The following is a 17,395-nucleotide window of genomic DNA, read 5'->3' on the forward strand; positions in this document are numbered from 1 at the left end:
AAGTTTACTGTCGGTCACGCCGATAAGGCAGGGGAGAGTAACACTACTGGATTCCCATGCGTACCCTGATCGCCCTGTTCGCTTGCAGCTGCGTCGCCCTGAGCGCAAGCGCCGCGAACGATCCCGCCGCCGCAGCGGCAGCCAGGCTGGCGGCTTCCGTGTCCCGTCCGGCCTCTGCCATGGTGCCGGCCGCGACGAAAAAGGCCGAGCCCGTCGAAAAGAAGGCCGAACCGAAAGCCGAACCGGCCGCGAGCGCCGGCTCGGCCAGCGAGGAAGATGCCGAGGTCGAGCTGTCGGCCAAGATTGCCCAGCGCCTGGCCGCGCTGCGCGAGCGCCAGCAGGCCCGCGCGACGGCCGCTGCGCGCGCGAAAAAACTCGCCGATGCGAAGCGCAGGCACGAGGAGCAGGTCGCCGCCGCGGCGGCCGCCATCGCCGCCGCGCCGAAGCACGGCACCGTGTGGTCGTATGAGGGCGAGCTGGGCCCGGCGAACTGGTCGAAGATCAATGTCGACTGGGCCAAGTGCGGCACCGGCAACCGCCAGTCGCCGATCGACTTGCGCGACGGCATCAAGGTCAATCTCGAACAGATCAGCTTCGATTACCACCCGTCGTCGTTCAGCGAGGTCAACAATGGCCACACGATCCAGGTGACGGTGGGCGGCGGCAATTTCATCACGGTCGGCAACACCGTGTACGAATTACAGCAATTTCACTTCCACCGTCCGTCGGAAGAAAAGATCAATGGCAAGGGCACGGAGATGGTCATCCACCTCGTGCACAAGAGCGCCGAAGGCAAGATCGCGATCATCGCCGTGCTCCTGGAGCGCGGCCAGCCGCACCGCCTGATGCAGACGATCTGGGACAACCTGCCGCTGGAAAAATTCGACACCGTCTCGCCCTCGATCGTGATCGACCCGACCGACGCGCTGCCGGAGCGGCGCGAGTATTTCACCTACATGGGCTCGCTGACGGAACCGCCGTGCACGGAAGGCGTGCTGTGGATGGTGTTCAAGCAGCCGATGCAGGCGTCGCCGGCGCAGATGGCCCTGTTCTCGCGCCTGTATCCGCTGAACGCGCGGCCGGTCCAGTCGACTGCGGGCCGCTTGATCAAGGAATCGAACTGAGCGCTTGCGTGCTCAACGCCAGCGGCGTCCACCGCCACGGTGCCCATGCCAGCCACGGCCGCCACGATCGTATTCGTGATAGCTGAAGTCGAGCGAGACGGGCGGTCCGACATACGCGGGGCCGTAGCCGCCTGGATAATAGGGCGCGTCATAGGCCGCATAAGGCGGCGCATAGACGGCGCAGCCAGACAGGGCGGACCCCGCCGCCAGCACGAGTGCCAGCCGTTTCACCAATGTACTCATTGCGTCTCCTCCTTGCGTGTCCTCCCATGCTCGTAGCATGTAGTTTAGGCCGCATGGCGAGGCGCACAGCGCATTTTTTGCTACAAAATGAAACGCCGGCACATGCCGGCGTTGTCGTTCATCCTGCCTGGACGACGGCCCGGTACGTCCCGCGCCAGATCCCGCCCGGCTCCAGTTGCTGCGGTCGGACGGCCGCATCCCCCAGCAAGGCAGGTTCGATGCAGACGAAGCGGCGGTATTCCTCGTCTTCCATGTCGGACAGCGCCGCCGCGTCGGCCGCGCCCGGGTTCCACACGACGGCGTCGTTGAAGCCCGTCTGCTCCAGCGTCACCTTGTCCGCGCCCGTGTCGAACGTGATCGCGCCGGCGATGCGTTCGAACACCTGGTCGAGCTTGTCGGTGATGGCGAGCGTCTCCGCCTGCACGCCGTCGATGCGCACGGCTTCCACGTCTTCGACGAGGTGGTACGTGTGCAGCGCGGCGGCGAACGGGAAGGTCTGCGTGCCGGTGTTGCGCACGTCGAGCGACATGTCCAGTTGCGCGCCGCGCACGGCCACGCGCAGCAGCAGTTCGAAGGCGTAGGGCCAGGCGGCTGCGAGCTGCTGGGGCAGATCGCCCTGGTTCAGCGCCAGCACCGCGAACGCGGCACCATCCGCTTCGCCCTGGTCGAGGACGCGCCAGGTCGCGACGCGCGCGAAGCCGTGGCGCAGGCCGGTGCCGCGTTCGGCGAATTGGGGAAAGATGACGGGCACGCCGCCGCGGATCGCCTTCTGGCCGTCCAGCGCGGACAGGCTGCTCATGAACAGGCGTTCCTGCGCGGGCCCGCCGGCCGTGGTGACGGCTTTCCACGACACCAGGTGGGCGCCGTACAACGTGATGGTCGCCTCGGCGCCGTCCGGCGCGCGAAGTTGCAGGGCGGGCAATTGCCCGAAGTTGATGGTCGTTGCGCTCACGAGAATCCTCCTCAGGGGGACGCCCGCGGGCGTCCCATTAAGTCATGCGGCTCTTTGCCAGCGGCGGATTGTACGCGAAGTAGCGCTTGATGCCTTTCGTGATCGCGTCGGCCAGTTGGTTCTGGTAGGCATCATCCTTCAGCCGCGCTTCCTCTTCCGGGTTGGAGATGAATGCGGTCTCGACGAGGATCGAGGGGATGTCCGGCGCCTTCAGCACGGCAAAACCGGCCTGTTCGACGACGCCGCGGTGCAGGCGGTTGATGCCGCCGATTTCCGTCAGCACGGCCTTGCCGAGCTTCATGCTGTCGTTGATCTGGGCCGTCTGCGACAGGTCCATCAGCACGCTCGCCAGCTGCCTGTCGTGGCTGGCGAGATTCACGCCGCCGATCAGGTCGGCCTTGTTCTGGTCGGCCGCCAGCCAGCGCGCCGCGCTCGAGCTGGCGCCTTTTTCCGACAGCACGAACACGGACGAGCCGCGCGCCGTCGGTTCGACGAACGCGTCGGCGTGGATCGACACGAACAGGTCGGCCTGCACCTTCCGCGCCTTTTCCACGCGCTGGCCGAGGGGGACGAAAAAGTCGGCGTCGCGCGTCAGCATCACGCGCGTGTTCGGCAAGTCTTCCAGCTTGGCCTTCAGGCGCTTCGCCACCGCGAGCACGATGTCCTTCTCGTGCACGCCCGTGGTACCGGTCGCGCCGGGATCCTCGCCGCCGTGGCCGGGGTCGAGCGCAATGGTGACCATGCGCGCCACCTTCTGTCCCGGGGCGGCCTTGGCGGGCCCGTGCGGCTGGGCCGGTTGCGGCGTCGTCGGCTGCGGCTGTGCGGGCGTGGAACCGGCGCGGGCCGCATCCGCTTCCAGCTTGGCGATGGCGTCCGGACCGGCCTGGCCGACCGTCGGCTCGCCCGGCTGCACGGCCGGGGTCGGCGTGGCGGGGGCCGCGTCCGTCGTCCAGTTTTCCTTGGCGATCATGGTCGCGAGCGGGTCGACTGGCTTGACGGGATACAGGTCGAAGATCAGGCGGTGGTGATAGCCGGCGATGGGCGCCAGGTTGAACACCTGCGGCTTGACCTCTTCCTTCAGGTCGAACACGAGGCGCACGACGTTGGGCCGGTTCTGGCCCACGCGCACCTGCTTGATGTACGGGTCGTTCGATTCGATCTTGGCGACGAGGCTTTTCAGCGTGTCGTTCAGCGCGAGGCCGTCGATGTCGACGACGAGGCGCGGCGGATCCGGCACCATGAAGTGCGTCGTCTTGAGCTCGCCGTCGTTTTCCAGGGTGACGCGGGTGTACTCGTCGGCCGGCCACACGCGCACGGCCATGATCTGGGCGGCGGATGCCGTCAGCGGCGCGACGACGGACAGCAGCAGCGTACCGCCAGCCTTCAGGATCGTGCGACGCGTCAAGGAACCGGGAATCAGGGAGTCGGGGGGTAGTGCAGGCGTTCGAGGCATAGCAGGCCCAAGTCGGACAACGCCTGCAATTCTACCTCACGCCCGCGACCGCTGACCTTAAGCAACACTTTAACGTCGGGCGGCGGCAACACCGGCTCTCCCTTTTCGGGCCATTCGACGATGCAGATGTTGTTACCGTCGAAATCTTCGCGGAACCCCGCGTCGAGGAATTCCTCGGGGCTGGACATGCGGTACAGGTCGTAGTGGATCAGGTTGACTTGTCGGCCATCCAGCTCGATGCGGTACGGCTCCGACAGCGTATAGGTCGGGCTCTTGACGGCGCCCTTGTGGCCGGCCGCGTGCAGCAGGGCGCGCGTGAGCGCCGTCTTGCCGGCGCCGAGGTCGCCGTGCAGGTAGATCACGAGGCCCGGGCTCAGCGCGAGAGAGAGGGCGGCGCCCAGGGCCTGCGTGGCCGATTCGTCGGGAAGATAGGCTGTAAGTTGCTGCTGCATCGAATAAAATATGAGGTTTGTAGGTCCGCCAATGTCCGCCCAGCTTCCCGTCCAGCCCGATCTTCCCGCACTCGCCCAGGCCATCAAGGCATGGGGCGCGGAACTGGGCTTTGCCGACGTGCGCATCGCCGACATCGACCTGGCCGGCCACGAAGCGGGCCTGCAGGCCTGGCTGGACGCCGGCCACCACGGCGAGATGGATTATATGGCAAGCCACGGCATGAAGCGCGCCCGCCCGGCCGAGCTGGTGCCGGGCACGGTGCGCGTGATCAGCGCGCGCATGGATTACCTGCCGATGGAGACGCCGGCCGACTGGCGTACGCGCGAGCGCCTGCGCCAGGACGACCCGCAGGCGGCCGTCGTCTCGATCTATGCGCGCGGCCGCGATTATCACAAGGTGTTGCGCAACCGGCTGCAAGCCCTGGCCGAGAAGGTCAAGGCGGCCGTCGGCGAGTACGGCTACCGCGTGTTCACGGATTCCGCACCGGTGATGGAGCTGCCGCTGGCGCAGAAGGCCGGCCTCGGCTGGCGCGGCAAGCACACGCTCTTGCTGAGCCGCGAGGCCGGCTCCACGTTCTTCATCGGCGAGATCCTCGTCGACCTGCCGCTGCCAGTCGACGAGCCGACCGGCGCGCATTGCGGCCAGTGCGGCGCCTGCATCGATGCCTGCCCGACGGGCGCGATCCTCGGCCCGGGCCGGCTGGATGCGCGCCGCTGCATTTCCTATCTGACCATCGAGTTGAAGGGCGCGATCCCGGAAGAATTCCGTCCGCTGATCGGCAACCGCATCTACGGCTGCGACGATTGCCAGCTGGCCTGCCCGTGGAACAAGTTCGCGCAGCGGGCGACCGTGCCGGATTTCGATGAGCGGAATGGCCTCGGCACGGCGGGGCTCATCGAGCTGTTCGGGTGGAGCGAGATTGACTTCAACCGCCGCCTCGAAGGCAGTCCGATCCGCCGTATCGGGCACGAGCGCTGGTTGCGCAACCTGGCGGTCGGACTCGGTAATGCGTCAACATCGGACGAGATCGTCGCCGCGCTGCGCGCCCGCGCGGACCATCCATCCGCGCTCGTGCGCGAACACGTCGCGTGGGCCCTCGCGCGCCACGGTGAGGCTGTCTAGGGTTCGATCCGCTTCATGCGCAGCGCGGACCAGTCGCCGTCGATGGAAATCATGGCGACGCCCGTGATGCCGTTTTCCTTGGCATACGCATTGATCGAATCGCGGTTGATGTCGGTGGCCTTGGAGGCGGTCTGTTTCAGATAGGCGACCCACAGCGAGCCCTTGTCGCCCATGCGTTCCTTGGCGATCGGGAAATATTGTTCGAGTTCCTTGCGGTTCATCGCGAACAGCAGCACGACGTCCACTTTCTCCTGGTCGGATTTGACCAGGTTGGGCGGCATCTGCGACACCATGCCGGGGTGGACGTTCCCGTTCAGGATCAGCATCGATTTCGCGGTCCTCAAGAACATTTTGTCGGCTATCGTCTTCTCGCTCATCTGCGTTCCCTAAAGAATGTTTCGACGTGGTGAGTTCGACCACTCCATGTTCAGGCTGATTTTACAAGCGAACCCCGCGCGGCACAGGACGCGCGGCCTGCCGTGCGCAGGTATTACTTCAGCAACCCGGCCAGCTCGACGGCCGTCTTGACCTGCATCTTGTCGAAGATATGCGCCCGGTGCACCTCGACCGTACGCATGCTGATGCCGAGCTTGTCGGCGACGACCTTGTTCATGTTGCCGGCGAGGATGAGATCGAGGACTTCCCGCTCGCGGGCCGACAGGGTGGCCAGCCGGGCATGGATGGCGTCGCGCGACGCGGCCTTGCGCGAGGCGGCGAGTGCTTCCTCGACGCGGTCCATCAGCTGGTTGTCGTTGAACGGTTTTTCGAAGAAGTCGAAGGCGCCGCGCTTGAGGGAATCGACGGCCATCGGCACGTCGCCGTGGCCGGTCAGGAAGATCACGGGCAAGCGCGCCAGCAGGCCGCGCGCCACCAGCTGGTCGAATACGGCGATGCCGTTCATGCCCGGCATGCGCACGTCCAGCAGGACGCAGTCGCCGTGTGCCGCATCGGCGGCGAACCGGTCGCCGAGCGCGTCGAGGAAGGCCTGGCCGCCCGCATAGCCGCGTGCCGGCAGTCCGCGCGATTGCGCCAGCCATTCGAGGGCGTCGCGGATCACGTCTTCGTCGTCGACGATGTGCAGCATGCAGGTCTCCTTTTTTTGACGTATTGTAATTCACCGTTCGGTGACGGGGGCTTCCTGCGCCTGCTGCAACGTAAACGTAAACACGGTGCCGCCGCCCGGATTGTCCGCGTGGGTGAGGGTGCCGCCGTGGAACTCGATCGCGGTGCGGCAGATCGACAGGCCCATGCCCATGCCTTCGGCCTTCGTCGAAAAGAACGGCGAGAACAGGCGCTCCGCCACTTCCGGCGGGATGCCGTGGCCGTTGTCGATCACCGATACGGCCACCTGGCCCTGGTCGCCCGTGTGCGCGGCGATCCTCAACACACGCCGCTCGGGATCGACGGCCTGCATCGCCTCGATGGCATTGCGCGTGAGATTGAGAAGCACCTGCTCGATCAGGACGCGGTCCGCGAGCACGGGCGGCAGGTCGTCCGGCACGTCGACCTGCAGCGCGACATAGCTCTGGCGCGCCTGCAGTTCGACGAGGGCGCGGATGCCGTCGACGACGTTGGGAATGCCGACCGTCTCGCGGCGCGGTTCGCGCTTCTTCACGAATTCGTGCACGCTGCGGATGATCTGGCCGGCCCGGCGCGCCTGCGTGTTGGCCTGTTCCAGCGCACGTTTCAGCATGCCGGTGTCGAGCGGCGCCGCCTGGGTCTCGCGCGCGAGCACGTTCAGCGCGCCCGCCGTGTAGCTGGAGATGGCGGCCAGCGGCTGGTTCAGTTCGTGCGCCAGCATCGACGAGATCTCGCCCATCGTCGCCAGGCGCGCGCTCGTCTCGAGCTTTTCCTGCTGCTGGCGATTCAGTTCTTCCGCGCGCTTGCGGTCCGTGATGTCGAGGATGGAACTCATCCAGCCCGTGTGGTGGCCGTGCGCGTCGACGAGGGGCGCCTCGAACACGAGCACGGGCACGCGCACGCCGTCCGAGCGCTGGAACACGGTCTCGAACTGCGGCGTGGCCTGGCCCGACAGCACTTTGCGGAAGCGGCCTTCGTATTCCGCCATCGCTTCCGGCGCCCAGTACGGCATCGGCGGCGTCTTGCCCAGCAGGTCTTCCGCGGGATAACCGACCATGCGGCAGAACGCCGGGTTGACGTAGGTGACGCGGCCTTCCAGGTCGCGCGCGCGCAGGCCCGTCAGCAGCGAATCTTCCATCGCGGTGCGGAAGGCCATCTGCTGGCGCAGCGCGTTTTCCGCCGCGATCGTGCGCGCGATGTGGCGCCACAGCGCGACGAGCGAAATGACGAGGCCCAGCGCCAGCACGATCACTGAGCCGACCAGCAGGTTCGGCAGCAGCTTCGGCGCGGCCTTGACGCTGTCGGTGGCGAGCACGATCTGCGAGCCGGGCAGGTCGAGCGCGCGCTTGTGCGTGTAGACGCCGCGGCCCGGCCCGCCCGCCGCGCGCTGCGCCACGACGTGGTCGTCGCGGTCGAGCAGGGACAAGGCATTGTCCTGGGCGAACCACCACGGCACGTTCTCGTCCAGCAAGGTCTGCAGGTTGTACGTGGCGACGAGGCTGCCCATGTATTTGCCGGCGTGGATCAGCGGCAGGTGGAAGTCGATCAGGCCATGCACGAGGCCGGTGGCACCGTATGGCTCGCTGTAGCGTCCCAGGCGCGTGCTGCGCGACATGGCGGCGGCATCGCGCGACGATTGCGTGAGCCCTTCGGGCGGCAGTTCCATGCCGCGGCTCGCCTTGACCTGGCCCTGCGCGTCGTACCAGATGATGCGCTGGAGTTCGTGGCCGTTCTTGAACATCTGCGCGAAGCGGGCCTGCAGGGCGGCCGGCGCCGGCGTCTCGATAACCATGTCGTTGCCCAGCGCGGCCAGCGCTTCCTCGCTGCGCGCGAGTTCGAAGCGCAAGGTCTGCTCGACCCACAACGTATCTGCGATCAATTGTTCCTGCCGCTCGTTGCTTTCCATCTGGCGCGCCTGCCAGGGCAGCCACAGCAGGACGAGCAGGAACAGCAGCACCAGCAATACGGGCACGAGCCAGCGCCACGGGCCTTGCTTGACGGGGCGGGGCAGGGTGAATGGACTTTTCATGTGATAACGTTTCATCTTTTGCCAGTGTCCGTCTGTCGTGGTTTTCCACGATAGCGGTACGACCCGCGAAGCGGCACACTGGCGGTCGGTATCCGAATATACACCGCGGGAAGATGAAATTTATGCGCATCAAAGCCTTGCTGGCCGCGCTTGCTGTCGTGACTGGCGCCGGCGCCCACGCCCAGGCCCCGATCATCATCAAGTTCAGCCACGTCGTATCGCCTGACGCACCCAAGGGCCTGGCGGCCGAACGCTTCCGCGTGCTGGCGGAGCAGCGGACGCACGGCCGGGTGAAGGTCGAAGTCTATCCCAACAGCCAGCTCTACAAGGACAAGGAAGAGCTGGAAGCCCTGCAGCTGGGTGCCGTGCAGATGCTGGCGCCGTCGCTCGCCAAGTTCGCGCCGCTCGGCGTGAAGGAATTCGAGGCGTTCGACCTGCCGTATATCTTCCCGACCAAGGCGGCGCTGTATGCCGTGACGGAAGGGCCGATCGGCAAGAGCCTGCTGCAAAAACTGGAATCGAAGGGCATCACGGGCCTGGCCTACTGGGACAACGGTTTTAAAGTGATGTCGGCCAATCGTCCACTGCACACCCCGGCGGATTTCCGCGGCTTGCGCATGCGCATCCAGGGCTCCAAGGTGCTCGACGTGCAGATGCGCGCGCTCGGCGCGGTGCCCCAGGTGCTGGCGTTTTCCGAAGTCTACCCCGCCCTGCAGGCCCATATCGTGGACGGCACCGAGAATCCGCCGTCGAATATGTACACGCAGAAAATGCACGAGGTGCAGAAGTACGTGACGGTGTCGAACCACGGCTACCTGGGCTATGCCGTCATCGTCAACAAGAAATTCTGGGACGGCCTGCCGCGCGACATCCGGACGGAGCTGGAGCAGGCGATGCGCGAAGCGACGGCATTCGAAAAGACCATCGCCCAGCGCGACAACGACGCGGCCCTCGAAGCGATCCGCAAGACCGGCAAGACGAAGATCTATACGTTGACGCCGCAGGAACAGGCCGACTGGCGGCGCGCCCTGCTGCCCGTGCAGAAGCAGGTGGAAGGGCGGATCGGCAAGGATCTGATCGATGCAATAAATCAGACGACCTCGCGAACGACGTCCCGCGCCACGGCGCCCATCACGACAGCCCAGGCCAGGTGAGAATCGCCCCTATTCGGTGCGGGTAAAATGTGTTAGTTGCCTGTAATCAATGAAACACCGGCACTAGCATTTTTATGACATGTCATGGGGGCTTATGACCGAAATATATTTCGTGAATGTATATAAAAAACTACGCTTTTCTTATGCGGTTGCGTTATGATGGGGCACCTTTCGGCACCAACCTGGTGCGGACAAGCGAACCGAATACGATTTGGGAGAGGGAAAAGAAAGCGGTAAATACAAACTTTACCGTAAAACAGTTAGGAGGAGACACACGTTTTATATGATGCAGCCGGCAATGACCAGGCAGCCGAAAACGTGACCATATTAGAAACGCACCCACGGGTGCGTTTTTTTTTACCTCGGTTTCGTGGACCTTGGGCGGGCCTTGCGAACGCGCTCGCCGGGTCTTACACTGCATCGATGAGCACACAACAAGGCAGCGAGATTTTCAGCGCCATCATCGCGGCGCCGTTTGGAGCGATGGGCATCCGTACCGAAGACGGGCGGTTGCGCGAACTGGTCTACCTGCCGCCGCATTACCACGAAAAATCGGCGCAGGATGCCGTCGCCGAGCAGGCCGCCGTCCAGGTGGCGCGCTATTTCGAGGATCCCGATTTCCGCTTCGACCTGCCGCTGAAGGAAGCCGGCAGCGCATTCCAGCGGCGCGTGTGGGACACCATTTGCGCGATCCCGCGCGGCAGCGTCCGTACGTACGGCCAGATCGCCAAGCAGCTGGAATCGGCCCCGCGCGCCGTCGGCCAGGCCTGCGGCGCCAACTGGTTCCCGCTCGTGATCCCGTGCCACCGCGTGACGGCGTCCGGCGGCCTGGGCGGTTTTTCCAGCAGCGACGACGAACACGGATTCCAGCTCGGAATCAAGCGCTGGCTGCTGCGCCACGAAGGCGCGCTGGCGCTCGAGATGCCATGGCAGCAGCAGTCAATCTTCCCCTGATCGACGCGTTCTGCGACACGCTCTGGCTCGAGCACGGATTGGCGAAGAATTCCCTCGACGCCTACCGGCGCGACCTGCGCCTGTTCGCACGTTGGCTCGACGTCAAGCGGCCGGAGCGGAGCGACCTGTACGCCGTCGAACCGCAGGACATCGCCGCCTATTTCGCCGAACGCCACGAAGACACGAAGCCCAGCTCGGCCAACCGCCGGCTGTCGGTGCTGAAGCGCTTTTACCAGCTCGCGCTGCGCGACCGCCGCATCGCCGCCGACCCGTGCCTGAAGATGGCATCCGCGAAGCAGCCGCAGCGTTTCGTCCATACGCTCACCGAAGCCCAGGTCGATGCGCTGCTCGCGGCGCCGGACGTCGCGACGCCGCTGGGCCTGCGCGAGCGCACGATGCTCGAACTGATGTATGCCAGCGGCCTGCGCGTGTCGGAACTCGTCGCGCTGAAGCTGGTCGAACTGAGCCTGAACGATGGCGTCCTGAGGGTTACCGGCAAAGGGAACAAGACCCGGCTCGTGCCGTTTGGCGAACAGGCGCGGCACTGGCTGGACCGTTACCTGAAAGAGGCGCGCGGCATCATCCTCGACGGCCAGGTCGACGACGCGCTGTTCGTGACGGGCCGCGGCGGCCCGATGACGCGCCAGATGTTCTGGGTCGTCATCAAGAAGCATGCGGCGAAGGCGGGCATCACGGCGCCGTTGTCGCCCCACACGCTGCGTCACGCGTTCGCAACACACTTGCTGAACCACGGCGCCGATCTCCGCGTGGTGCAGTTGCTGCTGGGGCATTCCGACATTTCCACGACCCAGATCTACACCCACGTCGCGCGCGAGCGCCTGAAGCACCTCCACGCGCGGCACCACCCGCGTGGTTAATTCTCAAGACGATGTGGGATGACTGGTCCATAATGGACTAGTACGACCTTTCCAACGATAGCAAGAGGTGAGCATGGCCAAGACGAATTTCCAGTACGAAAAACGCCAGCGGGAGTTGGAGAAGAAACGCAAGGCGGACGAAAAGGCGCGCAAGAAGCAGGAAGCCAAGCAGCACAAGGGGGACGATGCGCCGGCGCAGGATGAAGATGCCGGAGAAGAGGCGCGGCAGGAGCATGATCCCGCTTGACCACACGTCGTTCCCGCGCACGCGGGAACCCATGCTGAGCTTGCTTAAAGCGTCTCGTGCGATTCCTGATGCTCTGTATGGGTCCCCGCTTTCGCGAGGACGGCGTCATGCGGTTTGTTCCGTAGCCGTATCTTCCTCGTGCCCCTTCCTGAACCACGCCGCCACTCGCTTGCCCAGGCTGTCGAGATAGGTGTACGCCACCGGCACGACGACCAGGGTGAGCAGGGTCGACGTGATCACGCCACCAATTACTGCACGTCCCATCGGCGCCTGCGTTTCTCCGCCTTCGCCCATGCCGATCGCCATCGGCAGCATGCCGAAGATCATCGCGAGCGTCGTCATCAGGATCGGGCGCAGGCGCACCTGGCCCGCTTCCATCAGCGCGTCGAACTGTGACCGGCCTTCGCGCTGGCCGTGGTTCGCGAAGTCCACCAGCAGGATCGCGTTCTTCGTCACGAGACCCATCAGCATCACGACGCCGATGATGGAAAAGATGTTCAGCGTCGTCTTCGTGATGAGCAGCGCGACTAGCACGCCGATCAGCGACAGCGGCAGCGACACCATGATCGCGATCGGCTGCAGGAAGCTGCCGAACTGCGAGGCCAGCACGAGGTAGATGAAGATCACGGCAATGCCCAGGGCGACGCCGAAGCCGGCCATCGTCTCGTCCATCTGCTGGGCGTCGCCGCCGACGTCGAAGCGCACGCCGTCCGGCAGCTGCATGGCTTTCATTTCCTTGTTCACGTCGCCCATCACGTCGCCCAGCGGACGGCCTTCGAGGCCGGCGAAGACCGCCACGCGGCGCTGCAGCGCCTGGCGCTTGAGCATCTGCGGGCTCGTCGACGGGATGAATTGCACGACCTGGCGCAGCGGGACCATGACCGGGTTGCCCATCGCGTCACGCTTGCTCGATGCCACCGACAGGTCGGCCAGGTCGGCCACCTTTTCGCGGCCCGACTTCGGCAGCTGCACGTTGACTTCGTAGTTCTGGCCATCCGGCGCGAGCCAGCGGTTGGTCTGGTCGCCGGCGACGAACGGACGCAGCGCCGTGCCGATCTGCTGCACGGTGAGCCCGAGGTCGGACGCCAGCTCGTGGTTGATCTTGACGATGGTCGCCGGGTTCGCGCCTTCCTGGCTGTACTCGATGTCGGCGATGCCGCGGATCTTGCGCATCTTGTCCATCAGCGCGTGGGCGACCGCGTCCAGCTTCGCCTCGTCATTGCCGAGGATCGCGATATAGATCGGGCGCTGGCCCACCGTCAGCGAGATGCCGGCGATCTTTTCCAGGCGTTCGCGGATGACTTTTTCCATCTCCTGCTGCGAGCGGCGGTGCGTCTTGTGCACGTCCGTCAGCTTCAAATGCACTTCCGAGTAATTGCGGCCTTCCCACGAACCGACGATGGTCGAGACGCTTTCGATTTCCTTGAACTCGGCCAGCGCCGCCTCGGCCTGGCGCAGTTTCGCATCCGAGTAGTCCAGGCTGGAGCCGATCGGCGTCTTCAGGCGCATGTGGATGTAGCCGTCGTCGACCTGCGGCACGAATTCGCCGCCGATCTTCGGCACCAGCATCAGGCTGGCCGCGAACAGGACGACCGCGAGCAGCAGCGTGGATTTGCGCCAGTCCAGCGCCAGCGCCAGCACCTTCGCGTACACGTCGTGCAGCCACTCGATGCCGTGCTCGATGCGCGCCATCAGGCGGCCCAGCCACGGCACGTACCTGAAGCGGCCCTTCACGGGATCGGGCCACACGGACGACAGCATCGGGTCGAGCGTGAAGCTGACGAACAGCGACACCAGCACGGCCACGGCGACGGTGATCCCGAACTGCAGGAAGAAGCGGCCGATGATGCCCTTCATGAATGCGATCGGCACGAACACGGCGACGATGGCGAACGTCGTCGCCATCACGGCGACGCCGATCTCGTTGGTGCCGTCTTCCGCGGCGCGCACGTGGTTCTTGCCCATGCCGAGGTGGCGCACGATGTTTTCGCGCACGACGATGGCGTCGTCGATCAGCAGGCCGATGCACAGCGACAGCGCCATCAGGGTGAGGAAGTTCAGCGTGAAGCCGAAGTACTTCATCGCGATGAAGCTGGCCAGCACCGAGATCGGCAGCGTCAGGCCCGTGATGATGGTGCTGCGCCACGAGTGCAGGAAGAAGAACACGATCACCATGGTCAGCAGCGCACCTTCGAGGATGGTGTCCTTGACGTTGTCGAGCTGGCCCTGCACGTTCTTCGCCTTGTCGTCCAGGATGCGGAACTGCACGTCCTTCGGCAGCGTCGTCTTCATCGCCTCGATGGCGGCCTTGACGCCGGTGCCCACCTGCACCGTGTTGGCGTCCTGGATCTTTGCGATCTCCAGCGTGATGGAACGCTCGCCGTTCACGCGCGAGATCGACTGTTCCTCGGCGGCGCCGTCGGAGATGCCGGCCACCTGGCTCAGGTAGATCGGGCCGCCCGTGCGGTTGGCGACGACGATGCGCCGGAAGTCGGCCGCTTCCTTCATCTTGCCTTCGATGCGCACGAGGTTCTCGCGCGCGCCGTGGCTGATGCGGCCGGCCGGCAGGTTGGCGTTGGTCGTCGCGATCGCGTTCATCACCTCGTCGATGCCGACGTTGAGGCTCTTTAGCTGGTCGGGGCGGATGTCGATCAGCACCTGGCGGTCCTGCTTGCCGTTGACGCGGATCTGGCCCACGCCGGCCACGGCCTGCAGGCGCTTGACGATCACCTGGTCGGTCAGCATCGTCAGGTCGCGCAGGCTGCGCTCCTTCGACGTCAGCGCCAGCAGGACCACGGGCTGCGTGTTCTCGCCTTCCTCGCGGTACACGATGGGCTCCTTCACCTCGCGCGGGAAGCCGCCGCGGACGGTGCTGATGCGGTCGCGCAGGTCCTGCACGGCGCGGTCCATGTCGACCGTCAGCTGGAATTCGATGCCGACGCCCGAGCGGCCTTCCCACGACGTGCTGCGGATCGTCTTGATGCCGCCGACCGTGTTCGCCGCTTCCTCGAGCGGGCGCGTCACGTCATTCTCGACCTGCTCGGGCGAGGCGCCGGGATACGCGGTCTCGATGAAGACGGCCGGGATCTCGACGTTCGGCATGCTCTCGACGCCCAGGCCGCGGTACGCGAACAGGCCGAGCACCATCAGGCCCACCATCACCATCGTGGCGAAGACGGGGTATTTGATACTGGTACGGGTGATCCACATGGCTCAGCCTTTCGCGTCGGGCAGTTTGACCTTGCTGCCCGGCTTGATGCCGTCCAGCGGCACGGCCAGCACCGTCATGCCGGCGTCGACGCCTTCCAGCGCTTCGACGACGCCTTCGTCCTGGTTGCGCAGGCCCAGCTTCACGGGCTGCGCGACGACCTTGCCGTCAGCGATGCGGTAGACGACGTCGCGGCCATTGTCCTGGCGGACGGCGCCGATCGGCAGCAGCGGATGCGCGGCCGACTTGTCGGTGACGATGGTGCCCTTGGCGAACATGCCGGCGCGCAGCACGCCGTCGGGATTCGCCACGTCCACGTACACGATCATGGCGCGCGAGCCCGCCTCGGTGGCCGGGTTGATGCGCGCGACCTTGCCCGTGAAGTTGCGGCCGTCGAAACCGTCGACCTTGAACTGCACGTCCTGGCCGACCCGGATGCGGGGGATGTCGGACGCGGGCACCTGGGCGTCCAGCGTCAGGTGCTTCAGGTCGACGATCGAGAACACGGGGCTGTCCGGCGCCAGCTTTTCGCCCGCCTGCGCGTGGCGCCTGCTGACGACGCCTTCGATCGGCGCATGGATCGTCGTATCGGCCAGCGCGATGCGCGCGAGGTCCAGCTGGGCGCGCGCCGAGTCGACGGCGGCCTGCGCCAGGTCGACGGCGTTCGCCGAGGTGTCGTACGCGTTCTGCGCGATGAAATTTTGCTTCAGCAGCGACGCGCTGTTGCTCATGTTTTTCTTCGCCATCATCAGGCGTGCCTGAGCGTCCGCCAGCATGGCCTGCTGCTGCGCCACGCGGGCGCGCGCCTCGGCGGGATCGAGCTGCGCGATCACCTGGCCGGCCTTGACGTCCATGCCTTCCTGCACGGCGGTCGACAGCACGATGCCCGACACCTTCGACTTGACGGTGGCCTGCGCCAGCGGCATGAGCGAACCGGTGACGGGCAACGTGACGGCCAGCGGGCGCGCCTCGATGCGGGCGATGTCGCGCACGGACAGCTCGTGCACGGGCGCCGCCGCCGGTGCCGGCGCGGCCGTCGGCGCGGGGGCCGCGGCGCGGTGGGTCAGCGCATACGCGCCGGCACCCGCCAGCGCGACGGCGAGCAGCGACAGCGCAATGACCCTGGCGCGGCGGCGCGGCGCCGGTTTCTTGGCGGGCTGGTCGGCGGACAAAGGCAGGGACTCGATCTTCATGGTTATTCTTTATGTGGTGGTGAGCGCGAGCGGAATGGAGAGCGCACGTGCTCCGTCCTGCCAGGCAGGATGGAGCTCCCAGCGCATGACGGCATGGTAGGTTTGTCGATGACGAACCGCTATCGGAATGCGACGAGCGGTGCAAAAGGGACGCTGAACTGCGAAAAATCCGGGGCGGACGTGCGGATGGCAGAAAGACACCCGATACTCAAACAACGTCATCCCCGCGCAGGCGGGGATCCAAGTTCGCCAGCGTTATCGCGACGCATGCAAACTTGGGTTCCCGCCTTCGCGGGAACGACGGGCGGGCGTCAGCCGTCCCCTGTCGGCGTCCCAGCCTGCTCGAACAGCCGCAGCCGCGCCAGCACCTGCCCGTGATCCGACGCCTCCGGCAACCCGAGATCGAGGTGGTCGTTCAGGTACACGACGTCGATGACTTCGCCCACCGCTCCCGGCAGCGCCGCATTGAATTCCGCCGACACGAGGATGTGGTCGATCGTGGAATGGTACCCATCATGGACGTTGGAAAAACCGACGTGCCGCAGATGGTCCTGGCGGCCCTGCAGCTGGCAGGCATCATATAAACGGTCGCCGCTGGGCGCGCCGAGGCCCAGCACGATGCCGGTCGTGACCGCGTCGGCCACGTCGTTGAAGTCGCCCAGCACGACGCGCGGGCGGTGGTGCGTGCGGCCGATGTCGGTCAGCAGCACGCGCAGCGCGGCCGCTTCCGTGCCGCGCCGGATCAGCGAGCGCAGCGACGCCAGCGCGTACAGTTGCGGGTCGTCGCCCGTGTCGCCCGCGCGGTAGTCGGGGCGGCGCGATTTCAGATGCACGACCACCACGTCGGCGACGAGATCCGGCGTCAGCTGGATCGCCGCGTGCAGCGGGGCGCGGGTAAAACGTTCCGGATCCCGGTTGCCGGGCGGCATCGCGATCCCGGGCGGGAAGTAGGGCAGCTGGCGTGGGGCGTCCGCGAGAGGCAGGCGGGAGGCAAGGGCGACGCTGGGCGTGAGCTTCTCGGCGTCGGGGTCGGGATCGAAGCCGACGTGGATGGCGTCGCGGAAGCGCCGCGTGCGCGACAGCGCCTCGGCCAGCGCGGCCTGGGAGAACACTTCCTGGAAGCCGATCACATCGGCGCCGAGCATGTCGATCTGGTGCGCGGTCCAGGCGATCTTCGCTTCGTATTCCTCGGGGGTGCTCGGTTCCAGGTTGTCGTACAGCCTGGCGCCCGGCGGGGCGAGGTTACACACGTTGAAGGTGGCAAAGCGAATCTCTTGCTGCATAATAAGCAACTCCTCCGTTTGC

The 17,395-nt window shown here is 65.8% G+C and carries 16 protein-coding genes; 6 read left to right on the plus strand and 10 right to left on the minus strand.

Translation table 11 applies throughout. The features are described from left to right. The first annotated feature begins 56 nt into the window (after nt 1-56). Nucleotides 57-1,124 (plus strand): carbonic anhydrase, encoded by a 1,068-nt coding sequence (locus tag ACEN9G_RS17115; RefSeq protein ID WP_483126782.1) that lies wholly within the window; start codon nt 57-59, stop codon nt 1,122-1,124. 12 nt (nt 1,125-1,136) lie between these two features. Here the strand turns inward: ACEN9G_RS17115 and ACEN9G_RS17120 are convergent, their stop codons facing one another. The 4 genes from ACEN9G_RS17120 to tsaE all read right to left on the minus strand — a co-directional run bounded on the left by ACEN9G_RS17120 (nt 1,137) and on the right by tsaE (nt 4,224). Beyond that, a complete protein-coding gene (locus tag ACEN9G_RS17120) occupies nt 1,137-1,367 on the minus strand; it encodes a hypothetical protein (RefSeq protein WP_413343639.1) in 231 nt (76 codons plus the stop codon). Between the two features lie 118 nt (nt 1,368-1,485). Continuing rightward, on the minus strand, nt 1,486-2,319 hold the full coding sequence (locus ACEN9G_RS17125; protein WP_413343641.1) for a D-hexose-6-phosphate mutarotase: 834 nt from the start codon (nt 2,317-2,319) through the stop codon (nt 1,486-1,488). A gap of 37 nt (nt 2,320-2,356) precedes the next feature. Continuing rightward, the gene (locus ACEN9G_RS17130; RefSeq protein ID WP_483126783.1) at nt 2,357-3,772 is read right to left on the minus strand and encodes an N-acetylmuramoyl-L-alanine amidase; all 1,416 of its coding nucleotides are present in this window, start codon (nt 3,770-3,772) and stop codon (nt 2,357-2,359) included. Then, nucleotides 3,736-4,224, minus strand: a complete 489-nt coding sequence (tsaE, locus tag ACEN9G_RS17135) for a tRNA (adenosine(37)-N6)-threonylcarbamoyltransferase complex ATPase subunit type 1 TsaE (protein WP_413340072.1) — start codon at nt 4,222-4,224, stop codon at nt 3,736-3,738. The genes ACEN9G_RS17130 and tsaE overlap by 37 nt, the downstream gene beginning before the upstream one ends. Before the next feature lie 31 nt (nt 4,225-4,255). On the opposite strand from tsaE, the gene queG reads away from it, so the two are divergent. Then, entirely contained in the window at nt 4,256-5,347 is a 1,092-nt protein-coding gene (gene queG, locus ACEN9G_RS17140) for a tRNA epoxyqueuosine(34) reductase QueG (protein ID WP_413340074.1), read from the plus strand. Here the strand turns inward: queG and ACEN9G_RS17145 are convergent. From ACEN9G_RS17145 to ACEN9G_RS17155, 3 genes are all read right to left on the minus strand, one after another. Next, a complete protein-coding gene (locus ACEN9G_RS17145) occupies nt 5,344-5,697 on the minus strand; it encodes a DUF3052 family protein (RefSeq protein ID WP_413340076.1) in 354 nt (117 codons plus the stop codon). The two genes, queG and ACEN9G_RS17145, sit on opposite strands and share 4 nt — an antisense overlap. A gap of 140 nt (nt 5,698-5,837) precedes the next feature. Then, nucleotides 5,838-6,431, minus strand: a complete 594-nt coding sequence (locus tag ACEN9G_RS17150; protein WP_413340077.1) for a response regulator transcription factor — start codon at nt 6,429-6,431, stop codon at nt 5,838-5,840. 30 nt (nt 6,432-6,461) lie between these two features. Then, on the minus strand, nt 6,462-8,456 hold the full coding sequence (locus ACEN9G_RS17155) for a two-component system sensor histidine kinase NtrB (RefSeq protein ID WP_413340079.1): 1,995 nt from the start codon (nt 8,454-8,456) through the stop codon (nt 6,462-6,464). A 122-nt stretch (nt 8,457-8,578) separates the two neighbouring features. On the opposite strand from ACEN9G_RS17155, the gene ACEN9G_RS17160 reads away from it, so the two are divergent. The 4 genes from ACEN9G_RS17160 to ACEN9G_RS17175 all read left to right on the plus strand — a co-directional run bounded on the left by ACEN9G_RS17160 (nt 8,579) and on the right by ACEN9G_RS17175 (nt 11,689). Then, nucleotides 8,579-9,610, plus strand: a complete 1,032-nt coding sequence (locus ACEN9G_RS17160) for a TRAP transporter substrate-binding protein (protein ID WP_413340080.1) — start codon at nt 8,579-8,581, stop codon at nt 9,608-9,610. 423 nt (nt 9,611-10,033) lie between these two features. Then, on the plus strand, nt 10,034-10,564 hold the full coding sequence (locus tag ACEN9G_RS17165; protein WP_413340082.1) for a methylated-DNA--[protein]-cysteine S-methyltransferase: 531 nt from the start codon (nt 10,034-10,036) through the stop codon (nt 10,562-10,564). After that, the gene (gene xerD, locus ACEN9G_RS17170; protein WP_413340083.1) at nt 10,537-11,442 is read left to right on the plus strand and encodes a site-specific tyrosine recombinase XerD; all 906 of its coding nucleotides are present in this window, start codon (nt 10,537-10,539) and stop codon (nt 11,440-11,442) included. Before ACEN9G_RS17165 ends, xerD begins: the two co-directional genes overlap by 28 nt. 73 nt (nt 11,443-11,515) lie before the next feature. Then, entirely contained in the window at nt 11,516-11,689 is a 174-nt protein-coding gene (locus ACEN9G_RS17175) for a hypothetical protein (protein ID WP_200948776.1), read from the plus strand. A 105-nt stretch (nt 11,690-11,794) separates the two neighbouring features. Here ACEN9G_RS17175 and ACEN9G_RS17180 read toward each other — a convergent pair whose 3' ends face one another. The 3 genes from ACEN9G_RS17180 to ACEN9G_RS17190 all read right to left on the minus strand — a co-directional run bounded on the left by ACEN9G_RS17180 (nt 11,795) and on the right by ACEN9G_RS17190 (nt 17,373). After that, on the minus strand, nt 11,795-14,899 hold the full coding sequence (locus tag ACEN9G_RS17180) for an efflux RND transporter permease subunit (RefSeq protein WP_413340085.1): 3,105 nt from the start codon (nt 14,897-14,899) through the stop codon (nt 11,795-11,797). Between the two features lie 3 nt (nt 14,900-14,902). Beyond that, on the minus strand, nt 14,903-16,090 hold the full coding sequence (locus tag ACEN9G_RS17185; RefSeq protein ID WP_483126784.1) for an efflux RND transporter periplasmic adaptor subunit: 1,188 nt from the start codon (nt 16,088-16,090) through the stop codon (nt 14,903-14,905). Between the two features lie 311 nt (nt 16,091-16,401). Beyond that, nucleotides 16,402-17,373 (minus strand): endonuclease/exonuclease/phosphatase family protein, encoded by a 972-nt coding sequence (locus tag ACEN9G_RS17190; RefSeq protein WP_413343731.1) that lies wholly within the window; start codon nt 17,371-17,373, stop codon nt 16,402-16,404. Nucleotides 17,374-17,395: the final 22 nt, after the last annotated feature.

The organism is Massilia sp. Masssp94 (genome assembly GCF_059491305.1).